We start from the raw sequence: 14,550 nt of genomic DNA, 5'->3' as shown, positions 1-14,550 counted from the left end.
GGGTCATAAAACGCGGAAGGGCCCCGGAGTGTACTCCGGGGCCCTCACCACCTAGCAGCAGCGCGACCCGGGATTCGTGTCGCCCTTGTCCGTGTGGTGGCGCCAGAAGACGCGCTCGCTCATGGGCTCCTCATCCGGGTGTTCCCGGTTGTGGTGCTCCAGGTAGATCTCGTAGGCCCGCTCGCCCGCGATCCCGCGGGCGATCTGCCACGCTTCGCGCAGTCCGTGCAGCAGCCTCGGACCGAGTGCCGAGCCCGTCGTCATCGCCCGCTACTCCTTCTTCTCCTCGGAGCCGCCCACGCTCTCCAGCTGTCGAGCGTACTCGCGCTCCTCCTTGCTCGGGATGAGCCCGTCCGGAGCCCAGGTCTTGCTCTTCTCGTACGGGATCTCCGTGATGGGCAGCGAGCCCTCCGGGGCGCGCAGCGCCTTGATCCACACCCGCACCGAGTCGACCAGGATGATGACCACCAGCAGCGCGAACAGCACCGACAGGGTGCCCTGGATCGTCGTGTTCACGACGACCTGGCGCATGGCCTCCTCGCCCTGCACCGCGCCCACCCCGGGCTCGCCGTTGGCGAGGGCCTCGGAGAACTGGCTGCGCTGGGCGAAGAACCCGATCTTCGGGTCGTCGGAGAACACCTTCTGGTAGCTCGCCGTCAGCGTGACCACCGCGTCCCAGGCCAGCGGCACCAGGGTGACCCAGGCGTACTTGGCCCGGCCGGACTTGATGATCAGCGTGGTGCACACCGCCAGGGCGATGGCCGCCAGCAGCTGGTTGGCGATGCCGAACAGCGGGAACAGCTGGTTGATGCCGCCCAGCGGGTCGTTCACGCCCGCCCACAGGAAGTACCCCCAGCCGCCGACGATCAGCGCGCTGCAGATCCACGCTCCGGGCCGCCAGCTGGTGTCGCGCATCGGCTTGTAGACGTTGCCCAGGGTGTCCTGGAGCATGAACCGGCCGACGCGGGTGCCGGCGTCGACGGTGGTGAGGATGAACAGCGCCTCGAACATGACGGCGAAGTGGTACCAGAACGCCATCATGGCCTGGCCGCCGAACACGTTGGAGAAGATCGTCGCCGCACCCAGCGCGAACGTCGGCGCGCCGCCGGTCCGGGCGATGATCTCGTTCTCGCCGATGTCCCGCGCGACCTGCTGGAGCGTCGCCGCGTCCACGGTGAAGCCGAGCGCGCTGACGGTCTGCGCGGCGGACTCGATGCTGCCGCCCAGGGCGTTCATCGGCATGTTCATCGCGAAGTACACGCCCGGGTCGATGATGCACGCCGTGATCAGGGCCATGACCGCCACGAACGACTCGGTGAGCATCGAGCCGTACCCGATCATGCGGACCTGGGTCTCCTTCTCGATGAGCTTGGGCGTGGTGCCCGAGGAGATCAGCGCGTGGAATCCCGACAGCGCACCGCAGGCGATCGTGATGAACACGAACGGGAACAGCGGCCCGGCCACCACCGGCCCCTGGCCGTTGAACGCGAACTCGGTGAGCCGCGGCAGCTGCAGCGACGGCATCGCGATGAGGATGGACACCGCGAGCAGGACGACCACGCCGACCTTCATGAAGGTCGACAGGTAGTCGCGCGGCGCCAGCAGCAGCCACACGGGCAGCACCGAGGCGACGAAGCCGTACACGATCAGGCCGATGGTCAGCTCGTTCTTGGTGAAGAGGAAGACCTCGCTGAGGACCGCGTGCTCGGCCACCCAGCCGCCGCCGACGATGGACAGCAGCAGCAGGACGACGCCGATGGCGGAGGTCTCCATGACCCTGCCGGGCCGGATGAACCGCAGGTACACGCCCATGAACAGGGCGATGGGGATGGTCATGATCAGCGAGAACGCACCCCACGGCGACTCGGCCAGGGCGTTCACGACGACCATGGCGAGCACGGCGAGCAGGATGACCATGATGGACAGCACCGCGACCAGCGCGGCGATGCCGCCGACCGGGCCGATCTCCTCGCGCGCCATCTGGCCGAGCGAGCGGCCGTTGCGGCGGGTGGAGAAGAACAGCACGACCATGTCCTGCACGGCACCCGCGAAGATCACACCCAGGATGATCCAGATGGTGCCGGGCAGGAAGCCCATCTGCGCGGCGAGGACCGGGCCGACGAGCGGACCGGCGCCGGCGATGGCGGCGAAGTGGTGGCCGTAGAGCACCCGGCGGTCGGTCGGGTGGAAGTCGGCGCCGTTGTTGAGGCGCTCGGCGGGGGTGGCCCGGGTCCGGTCGGCCACCAGCACCTTGTACTGGATGAACCGGGCGTAGAACCGGTAGGCGATGGCGTAGGACGCGAGCGCGGCGAAGATCAGCCAGGCGGCCGAAACCTCTTCACCTCGGCCGATGGCGATAACGCCCCACGAGACTGCTCCCACCAGAGCGACGCCGATCCAGATGGCGATGCTCCGTGGCGTCCATTTCGGCTTCTCCGGCGCCGGCGGGGTTCCCGCCTTGCCGTTGACCGGAACAGAGGACATCTGATCCTTCTCTCTAACCTGTCGGGCCCCCGGGGAGGAATCCGGGGGCCATACCGCGACAATCGTGCAGGACCTACCCCTGTTGCGGGCGTCACAAAGGAACCGGTTGTATCACAGATTCAATACTTCGGGAACTTTCTCGAAACCCTCTGGTAAGCGATGAAACCGCAGACCCCTTGTCCACAAGGCTTTCCGGCCCCCTGGACACGGCGGGTGCCCGCACGGGCACAATGGCGGGATGGAGACACCACAGGTGGCGGAGGAGTACGAGACGCTCGCCCGGGTCACGGGTGAGACGGGCGGTGACCTGGTGCTGCGCCGGGTGGGCGCGCACTACGAGATCTACAGCAACGGGGTGTTCCTCATGGACACCCGGGACGGGACCTCCGAGCGCGAGATGGTGCGCGCGAGCCTGGCCGCGCTGCCGCGGGGCCGCTCGCGGGCGCGGGTCCTCATCGGCGGCCTGGGGGTGGGCTTCTCGGCCCGGGAGGCGCTGGACGACCCCCGGGTCTCCCTGGTGGAGGTGGTCGAGCTGGAGCCCCAGGTCATCGCGTGGCACGACGGCGAACTGGGCGAGGCCGCGGAGTTCGTGCACCGGGACCCCCGCTGCCGGGTGCACAACGCCGACATCGTGGCCTGGACGCGGGAGGCGGCCGGGCGGCCGCAGCGCTACGACGCGATCTGCCTGGACACCGACAACGGCCCGGACTGGACCGTGACCGAGGCCAACGGCCGCCTGTACCAGGCGCCGGGGGTGGAGCTGCTCAAGGGGCTGCTGGCCCCGGGCGGGGTGCTGGCGTTCTGGAGCGCGAACCCGGTGGAGTCGTTCGAGGCGCTGCTGCGCGAGCGCTTCGCCCACGTGGAGGTGATCGAGGTGACGGTGTCCCACAGCATCCCCGACACCGTCTACCTGGCCCGGGAGTCCTGACCGCGGCCCCGCCACTTCGAACGCGGCCCCGGCCGCGGACCCTGTCCCGGGGCCGGCGGCCGCACCGCCGCCCCGGGACGGCGCCTCAGTTGCGGGAGGACATGAAGCGGGCGAACTCCTCCAGGGAGATGCGGGAGTCGCCGTCGGAGTCCATGGCGCTGACCGTCTCGGCGGCCTGCTCGTCGGTGCACTCGTCGCCCAGGTTGCGCATGAGGGCGACCAGCTCGGAGGCGGAGATGCGGCCGTCGCCGTCGGTGTCGACGAGGGCGAACGTGGCGGCGTACTCGGAGGTCTCGGGCATTGTCTCTCCCAGTCGGGGTCCGTTGGTGCGGAAAGGCTACAGGTAGGGCGAAGGGCCGCGCCGGGCGGTTCTCGCGCCGGGGCGGCCCTTCGGGGTACTGCGTCAGGTCACCGGGTCAGGCCACCGGGGGTTCCGGCGGGTCACTTGCCGACCGAGGCCCGGGAGCCGATCCAGCGGGCGATCACCGTGAACAGCAGCACCAGGATGAACAGGCACAGCGCCGCGCCCCACGCGCGGTCGATGCCCGCCTCGAACGGCTGGGCCGCGCCCCGGTAGAGCTGCATCGGCACGGCGCCCTGGGGGGAGCCCTGGAACGCGGTGACGATGATGCCGGTGCCGAACGCCGTCAGCAGCAGCGGCGCGGTCTCGCCGATACCGCGCGCGATCGCCAGCATCGAGCCGGTGGTCAGGCCGGGGGCGGCGGCGGGCAGCACCGTGTGGACGATGGTCTGCCACTTGCGGGCGCCCAGGCCGTAGCTGGCGTTGCGGAGCTCGTTCGGCACCAGCCGCAGCATCTCCTCCGCCGAGCGTGTGACGATCGGCAGCATCATCACCGCGATCGCCACGGCGCCCACGAACGTGCCGAAGCCCAGCCCGCCCCAGCCGATCACCAGCAGGCCGTAGACGAACAGGCCCACGAAGATCGACGGGATGCCGGTCATGACGTCGGTGAAGAAGCGGATCGCGGCGGTCAGCCGGTTGGGGCCGTACTCCACGATGTACACGGCGGTGGCGATGCCGAACGGGATCGACATCGCGACGGCCAGCGCCATGATGTACAGCGTGCCGAAGAAGCCGGCCGCGTAGCCGCCGCCCTCGCGCCGGGGCGGGGGCTCGGTGGCGGTGATGAAGTCCAGGTTCACCACGCCGATGCCGCGCCGGGTGACCTCGAAGATGATGAGGAACAGCGGGATCATCGCCAGGATCATCGCGCCGGTCAGGATGACCGTGGCCGAGCGGTTCTTGAACCGCCGGAAGCCGGAGCCGGGCGGCCGCACGCTCAGCGGGACGTGCTGCGCCGGGGTCGGGGGTGTGGTGGTCGCGGTGCTCATACGGCGGCGTCTCCCGTGAACTGCCCCAGCCGCCAGACGATGACGCGGGCCAGGACGTTGATGATCATCGTGACCAGGAACAGGGCGACACCGATCGCCATCAGCCCGGTCCGGGTCTCCGGCGAGGACTCGCCGAAGGTCGCCGCGATGTGCGAGGCCATGCTGCTGCCGGTGCCGAAGAGGCTGGCGCCCCAGGACTGGGAGCCGCCGATCAGCATCAGGACGGCGATGGTCTCGCCCAGGGCGCGGCCCAGGCCCAGCATGGTCGCGGCGACGATGCCGGAGAAGCTGGAGGGCAGCACGATCTTGGTGATGACCTCCCACCGGGTGGAGCCCAGCGCGTAGCCGGCCATCTGCTGCTCCAGCGGCTGGACGGCGATGACCTCGCGGATGATGGCGGTCATGATCGGCAGGATCATGATGGCCAGCACGATGCCCGCGGGGAAGTAGCCGACGCCGCGCACCGGGCCCTCGAAGAGGAAGAACCAGCCCAGGGTGGACTCGACCAGGTCGAAGAAGGGCCGCATCACGTTCGGCAGGAACCAGTGCAGGCCCCACAGGCCGAAGATGACGCTGGGCACCGCGGCCAGCAGCTCCACCGTGTAGGAGAGCGGCTTGGCGATGCGGCGCGGGGCCATGTGGGTGAGGTAGACGGCGACCATGATGGCCAGCGGCAGCGCGATGACGATCGCGATGGTCGCGGTGATCAGGGTGCCGTAGATGAAGGGCCAGGCGCCGTAGGTACCGGTGATCTCGGTCCGGGAGTTGCCCGATGCCCAGTCCTGGCCGAGGAGGAAGCCGAAGAAGCCCTCCTTGGCGAACACCGGCCAGGCCTCGGTGGTGGTCCGGATGACCATGAGCGCCAGGATGACCAGCACGATGGTCCCGCAGGCGGCGACGGTCCACTTGAAGATCGGGTCGGTCCGCCGGCCTCTGCCGGACGCCAAGGTCCTCCGCGGGGAGTCCTCGGGGGCCTTCGGGGCCTCGGGGGCCTCGGTGGACATGTGCTTCTCCTCTGTGGCTTTCGTGGGGAGTGGAGAGCGTTCCCGCCCCGGCACCACGGGGCGGAGGAGGGTCTAATGGCGACGGCCGGGCCGGTCGGCCCGGCCGTCGCGGTGGGTCTCCGGGAGGGTGAGGGGGAGCCTCGCGCCTCGGGGAGGGGTCCGCGCTAGTTGGCGGAGTTGGTCTTCTCCAGCTCGGCGATGACGCGCTCGGTCAGGCCCTCGCCCAGCGGCGCGTAGCCCAGCTCGCCGGCCAGCTCGCGGGCGCCCTCGTCGGTCAGCGCCCAGGTCCAGAAGTCGATGACGGCGTCGGCGTTGGCCTGGTCGTAGCCGCAGGTGTAGGTGAAGATCCAGTTGGTGCCGGCGATCGGGTAGCCCTCGCCGCCGACGTTGTCGATCTCGAACTGGAAGTTGTCCGGGACCTCGACCTCCTCGGAGGCGGCGATGGTGGCCTCCAGGGTGGGCTCGATCGCGTTGCCGTCCTCGTTCACGACGTGGGCGACGGCCAGGCCGGCCTCCTGGGCGAAGGACTGGTTGACGTAGCCGAGGCCGCCGGGGTTCTGGGTGATGCCCTGGGCGACGCCGTCGTTCTGCTGGCCGCCGACCAGGCCGTCGGCCCAGTCCAGCTCCTTGCCCTCGCCGTACTTCTCGGCCCACCAGTCCACCTCGGTGGACAGGTAGTGGCTGAACACGTAGGTGGTGCCGGAGCTGTCGGAGCGGTGGACCGGGATGATCTCGTCGCTCGGCAGGTCCAGGTCGGGGTTGAGCTCGGCGATCTCGGGGGCGTCGAAGGTCTTGATCTGCCCGTCGTAGATCTTGGCGATGGTCTCGGCGTCCAGGACCAGGCCGTCGAGGGCCTCGTTGTTGAACGCGATGACGACGGCGCCGAACACCACCGGGTACTGGACGGCCGCGCAGCCGCGGGCCTCCTCGGCGGCGGCCAGGTCCTCTTCGCCCAGGTACTGCTCGGAGGAGCCGAAGTCGACGGTCTGCTCAAGGAACTGCTCGACGCCGGCACCGGAGCCGACGCTCTGGTAGTTGATCTGGACGCCGGGCTGCACGTCGCTGTTGTACGTGTAGATCAGGTCCTGGAAGAGCGGGTCGGGGAAGCTGGCGCCCGCGCCGGTCAGCGAAGCGCTGAGCTGCTCGGCGGGAGCGTCGCCGGCGGCGTCGCCACCGGTGTCACCGCCGCCGCCGCACGCAGTGGCGAGCAGGGGGATGGCCGCCAGGACGGCGAGCTTGGAACGCCCGTTGCGCATGTCGAAGTTCTCCTCGTTGAATCACCGCTGTCGGGGCTGACGTGAAACGACGTTAAACGCGGAGAAAGTCGTGTCGCCATCGAAATGGCAGACCTTCGGTGGAAGTCGGGTGAATGGAGAGTGAATGGTGGTCACGTTCAGGTAACGGGTAGAGTGTGGCCGTTCCGTGACCAGTGTGCCCCTGTGGCGTACCACACCGTGATGACCTGCGGGTATGCCAATGGGAGCGGGGAGTGAGCAGTCATCGCTCCGATATTCGGGATTTTTCTGCCATTCACTTTCGCATGCGTCTTCGAGAGAAGTGACGCGAACATGAACAAGGGGCCGCCCCGGTCGTACCGGGGGACCCTCGGAGAAAGTTCAGACCATGCCTAGCCGCCGTTCGCAGTGTCCAATCGATAACCGATCCCGCGCACCGTGTGGATGAATCTCGGGCGGGCTTCGGAATCGCCCAGCTTGTGGCGCAGGCGGCGGATGTGCACGGCGATGGTGTTGTTCACCGGGGGCAGCGGCTTGTGCCAGACCTCGGTCCACAGCTCCTCGCGGCTGACGACCCGGCCGTGGTGGCGCAGCAGGAAGTCCATGATCCCGAACTCCCGCAGCGCCAGGTCGACCGGATGGCCGTCCACGAACAGCCGGTGCCCCAGGGCGTCCAGCTCCAGGGCGCCCGAACGCAGCGACGTGCCGCCACCGGAGACGTGCTCCAGGGAGCCGCCGCCGTCCATCCCCGGCAGCGAACCGCGCAGCAGCGCCGCCAGCTCCGGGATGCGGTAGGGGCGGTTGACGCAGGCGGTGGCCCCGGCGGCCAGCGCGCGCAGCGCCCGCTGGGAGTCGCCGGGGCCCACACCGATGAGGATCGGGATGTCGGTCGCCCGCCGGGTCACCCGCACCAGTGTCTCCAGGTCCACCTCGGGCGGGGTCGCGCTGGTCACGATCGTGTCCGGGCGCAGCAGCCCCACCCGGAGCAGGGCCTCGGCCCCGTCGACGCACACCGTGATGTCGACGTCGTGGCCGCTGAGCGAGAGCACCAGCTGGTGCGACTGCTCCGACTCCGGTTCCACCAGCAGGACCCGCAGCGGACCCTCGGCGCGCTCCACCGCGTCGTCCGAGGCCCCCGCGGGGCGGGGGACGGACGTGGAGGCGGGGAGCGCGGTCATGGTCGTGGTTCCACTTCGTCGGGGAGGGCGTGTCGAAGAGGGCGGCGCGGTGTTCCGGTCGGCCGGATGCCCGGCCGACCGATCAGCCGATCAGCCGAAGCGGCCGGAGATGTAGTCCTCGGTGCGCTGGTCGGCCGGCTTGCTGAAGATCGTGGCGGTCTCGTCGAACTCCACCAGGCTGCCGTAGCGCTCGCCCTTGTCGTCCACACCCGCGGTGAAGAACGCGGTGCGGTCGGAGACGCGCGCGGCCTGCTGCATGTTGTGGGTGACGATGACGATCGTGTACTCGGCCGCCAGCTCGTACATCAGGTCCTCGATCTTGAGCGTGGCGATCGGGTCCAGCGCCGAGCACGGCTCGTCCATGAGGATGACCTCGGGGTTCACCGCGATGGTCCGCGCGATGCAGAGCCGCTGCTGCTGGCCGCCGGAGAGGGCGAACGCGCTCTCCTTGAGCTTGTCCTTGACCTCGTCCCACAGCGCGGCCTTGGTGAGGGTCTCCTCGACCAGGTCGTCCATGTTGCCGCGCTGGCCGTTGATGCGCGGGCCGTAGGCGACGTTGTCGTAGATCGACTTGGGGAACGGGTTGGGCTTCTGGAAGACCATCCCGATGCGGCGGCGGACCTCGATGGGGTCGACGTCCGCGGCGTACAGGTCCTCGCCGTGGTACTCGACCCTGCCCTCGATACGGGCGCCGGGGATGAGGTCGTTCATCCGGTTGAGCGTGCGCAGCACCGTGCTCTTGCCGCAGCCGGAGGGGCCGATCATCGCGGTGATCTGGCGCGGGCCGACCTTGAGGTCGACGTCGCGCACGGCCTTGTTCGAGCCGTAGAAGATGGAGAGACCGGCGACGTCGAAGACGGGGTCGCCCAGCCCGGGAACCTCGCGGTTGTAGCGGATGGTGTCGGGGGCGACTCCGCGACCGGAGTCGGTGCCACGAGCGGACGCGGTGTTGCTGATGGACATGGTGCCACTTCCGGGTCGGACGGTGCTTGCTGGCTCATGAGGGGTGAACCGCCGGAGCGCGGTCGAACCCATGCAAATATGTCCGGGTGAAGTTGCGGTGAACGATCCACGTGGCCTGGATGAACGTGGGCGGTGGAGTCGGATGTGTGATGACGCGGACCGTTGCCCGCCGGTCACCGAACCCGTCGCATCGGCTTCACCAGGCCGGGTTGCGCCTGGTGGACGGCGTGGGCCAGGGTCTCGGCCGCGCGGGCCGTCGGCCGCACGGTGATCCTGGTGAGCGGTCGCCCCGGGTGGGCGGGGACGTCGCTCTCCTCCCACTCCGACAGGGCGCACCAGGACGGTACCCGCGTCACCAGGCCGGGGCCGGTGAGGAACAGCTTGAGGACCTGGCCCGACCGGGAGCGCCCCGGGTCCTTGCGCTCGCTGCGCGCGTGCAGGATCTGCTCCCAGGGGATGGACATGCTGCGGTCCGGCGACCACAGCATTGGTTCCTGGACCAGGTGGATCCCCCGGTCGTCCACGGTGAGGGACTGGCGGGTGAGGCAGCGCGGCGCGCAGCGGACCGACCAGGCCGTGGCCGCGATGACGACGACGGCCCACAGCAGCGGTGCGACCAGCAGGGCGTACTCCTGCCGTTCGATGATGCGGGCGGTGTCCATGGCCCCGAAGACCCCTCCCGCCCAGAGGTAGAGGCAGCCCAGGAAGCCCAGGGCCCACGCCCTGGCGCGGCGTCCGCGCAGGTCGGCGTGGAAGGGCGCGGTGGGCGCGGCCGCGGAGGCGGTGGCGATGCCGGTGCCGGTGGCGGCCGCGGGGTCGGTCGCCGGGGCGGGAACGGCCTCGGCCTCCGCGGGCGGGGCCGGCTCGATCCCGGGCTCGCCGAAGAGGTCGGGGCGCGCGTTGCGCACCATGTGCACCAGGCGGAGGGCGGGTCCGTACATCCCCATGTCGAGGACGAGCAGTTCGCCGAGCACCCTGCGGCCGCCGATGACCTCCGTCTCCTCGAACCGGCCGACCCAGGTCGGCGGGGCCGTGCGTGCGGAGAGCCTGCGGTTCAGCTGCATCCCGATCGCCGGGTAGGGGGTCCCGCTCCTGCGCCGGTGCCGGATGTCCAGGCGGGAGACCGCCTTCCAGGGCACGGTGACGATCCGTTCGGGGGACCACCACAGCCGTTCCTGCGCCAGGGTGACGCCGCGTTCGTGGAGGTGGACGTACTGCACGGTCCACAACCGCGGGGTCGCCGCGGCGGTGTACCCGGCCAGGCCCAGCGCCGCCGCGGCCAGCAGGCCGAAGAACACCAGGTCGGAGGTGTCGGCGGCGGCCACCGCTCCCGGTTCCAGGAGGCGGACCGCGATGGCGGCCGTCGAGCCGAGCAGGATGAGCGACGCGGTGGCGGCCGCGAACCACTGCACGATCCGGCCGCCGCGCACGTTCAACCGCTCGTCGACGACCGGGGGGACCTGCGGTGCCTGTGGGGCCTGGGTGGTCTGGGGGGACTGTGGGGCCTGCGCCGCCGGTGCCCCGGGGGCGGCCGGGGCGGTGCCGCCCAGCAGGTCGGGGCGCTGTCCGCGCAGGTACGGCAGCATCCGGTCGCGCTCGGCGGTCCCCCAGGAGGTGTGCACCCGCGGCATCAGGGGTTCGTCGCCCGGCTCCGGCAGGGCCTCGTCCAGCTCCAGCCAGGTGGGCCGCGGTGTGCTCGGCGGGAGGTACAGGTACACCGCCAGGCGCTGGTGTCCGAGGTCCGGGTCGCCGTCCGGCCGCGTGGAGGTGACCGGGGCGTCGGAGCGGATCGCCCGGATCCCGTCCCAGGGGAGCTCCAGGGTCCGGCCGCGGAACCACCACAGCGGTCGCTGGACGAACGCGATGCCCGCCGCGTCCGCGCGCATCCCCTGCCGGGTGAACAGCCGCGGCAGCCGGACCGCGCACAGGACCGTGCCGAGCACGGCCGGGGCCGCCGCGAGCAGGTGGAACGGGTGGTTCCACGGGGCCGCCGGATCGACCTCGGAGACCGAAGCGGCGGCGATCGCGATGAGGACGCCCAGGACCACCCCGGCGAAGACCCAGCGGGTGAGCCGGCCGCTGTCCAGGTCGACCCACAGATGGGCGGTGTCGGGGCGGCCGGAGTGCGGGGGACGCGGGGGACGCGGTGCGGGCATGGGGGACAGTACAGCAGAAACGGCGGGGGCGGCGGGGTGCCGGGCCGCTCCCGGCCGTGGCCGGTCCCGGACACGGCGGTGCCCCGGCCCGTGGCGGGCCGGGGCACCGGAATCCTGTGTCGGCCGGCCCCGGGGCGGCTCCTGTGCCGGTCCTCGCGCCGACCGGAACCCTGTCCGGGGGAGCCCGGTCAGGCGCCCGGCTCGCCGGCCTGCTCGGCGATCTTCTTCTTGACCTCGTCCATGTCCAGCTCGCGGGCCTGGGTGATCAGGCTCTCCAGGGCCTCGGACGGCAGGGCGCCCGGCTCGCTGTAGATGACGGTCTGGTCCCGCACGATCATCAGCGTCGGGATGGACTGGATCTTGAACTCGAAGGCGAGCTCGCGCTCGGCCTCGGTGTCCACCTTGGCGTGCACGATGTCGGTGTTCTTCGCCGAGGACTGCTCGAAGACCGGGGCGAACTGCCGGCAGGGACCGCACCAGTCCGCCCAGAAGTCGATGAGGACGAAGTCGTTGTCCTTCAGCGTGTCCGCGAAGTTGTCCTTGGTGAGTTCGAGGGTGGCCACGGAATCTCCTGCATCTGTCGGTGTCGGGTGGCCGGGCCGGGGCTCGACCGCCTTCCTCTTCGGTGGACTACAGCGATCGTGCCCACTCGTTTGTTCCACATGCTTCCAGGGCGCACCCGGAGCCCGTATCGAACCGGAGGTTTCCTATCCAACACGTGGTCAATACCTGTTTGGGCGGAAAGTGAAGATGGAGCTACCGTGGCGGGACGGGAGAGAAGAGGGGGTCCGATGGGCGCCGAGACGTCCGACGGGGACACCGGTACCGGTGTCGACACCGTCGACTACCGCTTCACCCTGGCCAACGAGCGCACCTTCCTGGCCTGGGTGCGCACCGCGCTCGCCCTGCTGGCCGGGGCGGTGGCCGTCCTGCACCTGCTCCCCCTGGGCTGGGCCGACGGGCCGCGCACGGTCGTCGGCCTGACCCTGGCGGTCCTGGCCGCCGTCATCACCGTCTACGCCCCGATGCGCTGGTACCGGATCCAGCGCATCATGCGCGACGGCGGCACCCTGAAGATGAGCATGCTGCCGCTGCTGACCACGTTCGCCGTGGGACTGGTGTGCCTGGTAGTGCTGCTGGGGCACCTGCTGTGAAGAGCCCGATCGACCGGGGGGACCCGGGGCTGCAACCCGAGCGCACCCTGCTCGCGTGGCAGCGCACCCTGATCCTGCTGGTGGTCGTGGGCCTGCTGTTCCTGCGCGGCTCGTTGGTCGAAGGGGAGCCCTCGATCCCCCAGGCGCCGCCCGTGCTGCGGATGGCGCTGATGATCGTCCTCCTGTTCGTCGCCTCGGCCATCGGCCTGCACCTGTGGCTGCGCTGGCGGCGCAGCCGCAACGGGCTGAGCGAACCCGGCACCGGCGGCCCGCCGGGCGCGGTGTCCGCGCCCTGGGCCATGGTCCTGCTCTGCGCGGCCGTCCTGGTGCTGGGTGTCGTCCAGATCGCGGCGGTACTCCTGGGCTGACCGCGTGCCCCCGGCGGCCACGGCCGGATCGGTGCCCCGGCCGCTTCCGTGGTCGGCACCGCTCGGGTCGTGGCGGTGTCCGGTGGGCCGTCGGCGCCGCGCGCCGCCACAGCCGACGGTGCCCCGGCTCCGCTCGGCCGGTTCCCGTGCCCGGCACCGCTCGTTCGTGACCGTGCCGGCGGGCCGACGGCGTGCTCCGGCGGCCACGGCCGCGTTCGCGGTCGTGGACCGGACGGGGTCCCGGCGGGAGGGGCCGCCGTCACGGCCCGCCCGCACCGCGTTCGGCACCGGCCACGAAGAGCGGAGCCCGTGCCTGCGGGCGGACGATCACGTGCACACATGGTGGGCACCGGGTTGTGGGCACCGGGCGGTGAACACAGTGTGGTGGGCGCAGTGCGGTGAACACTGCGTGGTGGACAGAGGTTCCGGGCGGGAGGGGCGGGATGTGCCCGCGGCGGGGCGCGGGCGGTCACTGCTCCTTCTGCGGTCTCTGCCGTCTCCCCGGGGCAGGGGGGAGAGCGAACCCCCTCGACGGGGGAGGTCTCCATGAGCGGGGATGGAGTGGGATGCCCTCGGCGGGCGAGAGGCGGGAGGCGTCCGCTCCGGTCCCTGGGCGGGTGGGGAGCGTCCGGATCGGTGCTAGACGGGCTGTGGGACGGTGTCCTGCGCCCGGCGGTACTCGACGATCGAGTTGATGATGGCGTTGAGGTCGCGGGTCGGCTTGTACCCGACCAGGTTCTTGGCCAGCGAGGTGTCGGGGTAGCGGCGCTGCATGTCCTCGTAGCCCTCGCCGTAGGCCTCGTCGTAGTCGATGTAGACGATCTCGCTCTTGGAGCCGGTCAGCTCCACGACGCGGTCGGCCAGCCCCTTGATGGACACCTCCTCGTGTCCGCCCAGGTTGACCGCCCGGTTGAAGGCCGCCGGGGTGTCCATCAGCCGCAGCAGGCCGGGCACCACGTCGTACACCGAGCCGAAGCAGCGGCGCTGCGCCCCGGTGCCGTAGACGGTGATGGGCCGGCCGGCGAGCGCCTGGTCGACGAACCGCGGCACGACCATGCCGTAGCGGCCGGTCTGGCGGGGGCCCACCACGTTGAAGAAGCGGGTGATCACGCACGGGACGCCCGACTCGGCGCCGTGCACGTAGGCCACCAGCTCGTCCAGGCCCTTGGCGGCGGCGTAGGACCAGCGGCTCTTGGTCGGCGAGCCGTAGATCCGGTCGTCGTCCTCGCGCAGGCCGTCCGCGTCGTTCTTGCCGTAGACCTCGCTGGTCGACGCGACCATGTAGGGCACGCGGTGGCGGACGGCGGACTCCACCACGTTCTCCGTGCCCTGCAGGTTGATCCGCAGCGACCGCAGCGGGTTGTCCACGATGTTGTAGACGCCCACGGCGGCGGCCAGGTGGAAGACCGTGTCGGCCTTCGAGACCAGGTCGTCGACCAGGTCCCGGTCCAGGATGTCCCCTCGCACGAAGCGGAATCCGGGCACGTTCTCCAGTTGGACCAGATTCTTCAGGGAGCCGGTCGACAGGTCGTCCAGGACGACCACCTCGTGTCCCTGCGCGATGAGTTGGTCGCACAGGTGCGAGCCGATGAACCCGGCTCCTCCGGTGACTACAGCCTTCATGGTTTCCCCTCCATTTTCAGGCGTTGACTTGTTTCTTCACTGGGGAGATGGCGCGAAATGGGATCGGTGGGGGAGTCTCGGTGCCGGGGTGGGGTCCCGGCACC

The 14,550-nt window shown here is 70.5% G+C and carries 14 protein-coding genes; 3 read left to right on the top strand and 11 right to left on the bottom strand.

Annotated elements, in window-relative coordinates:
* Positions 1-51: 51 nt before the first annotated feature.
* Both ACJOT3_RS00070 and ACJOT3_RS00065 read right to left on the bottom strand, forming a co-directional pair.
* Entirely contained in the window at positions 52-264 is a 213-nt protein-coding gene (locus tag ACJOT3_RS00070) for a YbdD/YjiX family protein (RefSeq protein WP_406967368.1), read from the bottom strand.
* Positions 265-270: 6 nt separating this feature from the next.
* Positions 271-2,484: a carbon starvation CstA family protein gene (locus tag ACJOT3_RS00065; protein WP_406967366.1), complete on the bottom strand. Its 2,214-nt coding sequence runs from the start codon at positions 2,482-2,484 to the stop codon at positions 271-273.
* A gap of 238 nt (positions 2,485-2,722) precedes the next feature.
* Between ACJOT3_RS00065 and ACJOT3_RS00060 the strand changes: the two genes are divergently transcribed.
* Positions 2,723-3,412 carry a spermine/spermidine synthase domain-containing protein gene (locus tag ACJOT3_RS00060; RefSeq protein ID WP_406967364.1) on the top strand — a complete coding sequence of 230 codons (690 nt, stop codon included), beginning with the start codon at positions 2,723-2,725 and terminating at the stop codon, positions 3,410-3,412.
* Between the two features lie 85 nt (positions 3,413-3,497).
* On the opposite strand, the gene ACJOT3_RS00055 is transcribed toward ACJOT3_RS00060, so the two are convergent.
* The 8 genes from ACJOT3_RS00055 to trxA all read right to left on the bottom strand — a co-directional run bounded on the left by ACJOT3_RS00055 (position 3,498) and on the right by trxA (position 11,864).
* Positions 3,498-3,713 (bottom strand): EF-hand domain-containing protein, encoded by a 216-nt coding sequence (locus tag ACJOT3_RS00055; RefSeq protein WP_406967362.1) that lies wholly within the window; start codon positions 3,711-3,713, stop codon positions 3,498-3,500.
* 140 nt (positions 3,714-3,853) lie between these two features.
* A complete protein-coding gene (gene pstA, locus ACJOT3_RS00050) occupies positions 3,854-4,765 on the bottom strand; it encodes a phosphate ABC transporter permease PstA (RefSeq protein ID WP_406967360.1) in 912 nt (303 codons plus the stop codon).
* Positions 4,762-5,769: a phosphate ABC transporter permease subunit PstC gene (gene pstC / locus ACJOT3_RS00045; protein ID WP_406967358.1), complete on the bottom strand. Its 1,008-nt coding sequence runs from the start codon at positions 5,767-5,769 to the stop codon at positions 4,762-4,764. The genes pstA and pstC overlap by 4 nt, the downstream gene beginning before the upstream one ends.
* A gap of 164 nt (positions 5,770-5,933) precedes the next feature.
* Positions 5,934-7,025: a phosphate ABC transporter substrate-binding protein PstS gene (pstS, locus tag ACJOT3_RS00040; RefSeq protein ID WP_406967356.1), complete on the bottom strand. Its 1,092-nt coding sequence runs from the start codon at positions 7,023-7,025 to the stop codon at positions 5,934-5,936.
* Positions 7,026-7,396: 371 nt separating this feature from the next.
* Positions 7,397-8,182, bottom strand: coding sequence for a winged helix-turn-helix transcriptional regulator (locus tag ACJOT3_RS00035; RefSeq protein ID WP_406967354.1), 786 nt, complete (start codon positions 8,180-8,182; stop codon positions 7,397-7,399).
* Positions 8,183-8,272: 90 nt separating this feature from the next.
* Positions 8,273-9,145: a phosphate ABC transporter ATP-binding protein PstB gene (gene pstB / locus ACJOT3_RS00030; RefSeq protein WP_406967352.1), complete on the bottom strand. Its 873-nt coding sequence runs from the start codon at positions 9,143-9,145 to the stop codon at positions 8,273-8,275.
* 173 nt (positions 9,146-9,318) lie between these two features.
* Positions 9,319-11,301 (bottom strand): hypothetical protein, encoded by a 1,983-nt coding sequence (locus tag ACJOT3_RS00025; protein ID WP_406967350.1) that lies wholly within the window; start codon positions 11,299-11,301, stop codon positions 9,319-9,321.
* A 188-nt stretch (positions 11,302-11,489) separates the two neighbouring features.
* Positions 11,490-11,864: a thioredoxin gene (gene trxA / locus ACJOT3_RS00020; protein ID WP_406967348.1), complete on the bottom strand. Its 375-nt coding sequence runs from the start codon at positions 11,862-11,864 to the stop codon at positions 11,490-11,492.
* Between the two features lie 228 nt (positions 11,865-12,092).
* On the opposite strand from trxA, the gene ACJOT3_RS00015 reads away from it, so the two are divergent.
* Positions 12,093-12,455: a YidH family protein gene (locus tag ACJOT3_RS00015; protein WP_406967346.1), complete on the top strand. Its 363-nt coding sequence runs from the start codon at positions 12,093-12,095 to the stop codon at positions 12,453-12,455.
* Positions 12,452-12,823: a DUF202 domain-containing protein gene (locus ACJOT3_RS00010; protein ID WP_406967345.1), complete on the top strand. Its 372-nt coding sequence runs from the start codon at positions 12,452-12,454 to the stop codon at positions 12,821-12,823. Before ACJOT3_RS00015 ends, ACJOT3_RS00010 begins: the two co-directional genes overlap by 4 nt.
* Before the next feature lie 639 nt (positions 12,824-13,462).
* Here ACJOT3_RS00010 and ACJOT3_RS00005 read toward each other — a convergent pair.
* Positions 13,463-14,446 (bottom strand): NAD-dependent epimerase/dehydratase family protein, encoded by a 984-nt coding sequence (locus tag ACJOT3_RS00005; RefSeq protein ID WP_406967344.1) that lies wholly within the window; start codon positions 14,444-14,446, stop codon positions 13,463-13,465.
* Between the last annotated feature and the right edge of the window lie 104 nt (positions 14,447-14,550).

Source organism: Nocardiopsis protaetiae (assembly GCF_045446735.1).
Classification (GTDB): Bacteria; Actinomycetota; Actinomycetes; order Streptosporangiales; family Streptosporangiaceae; genus Nocardiopsis; species Nocardiopsis protaetiae.
The sequence above is the reverse complement of the archived record's forward strand: the minus strand, read 5'-3'. Positions and strand labels throughout refer to the sequence as shown.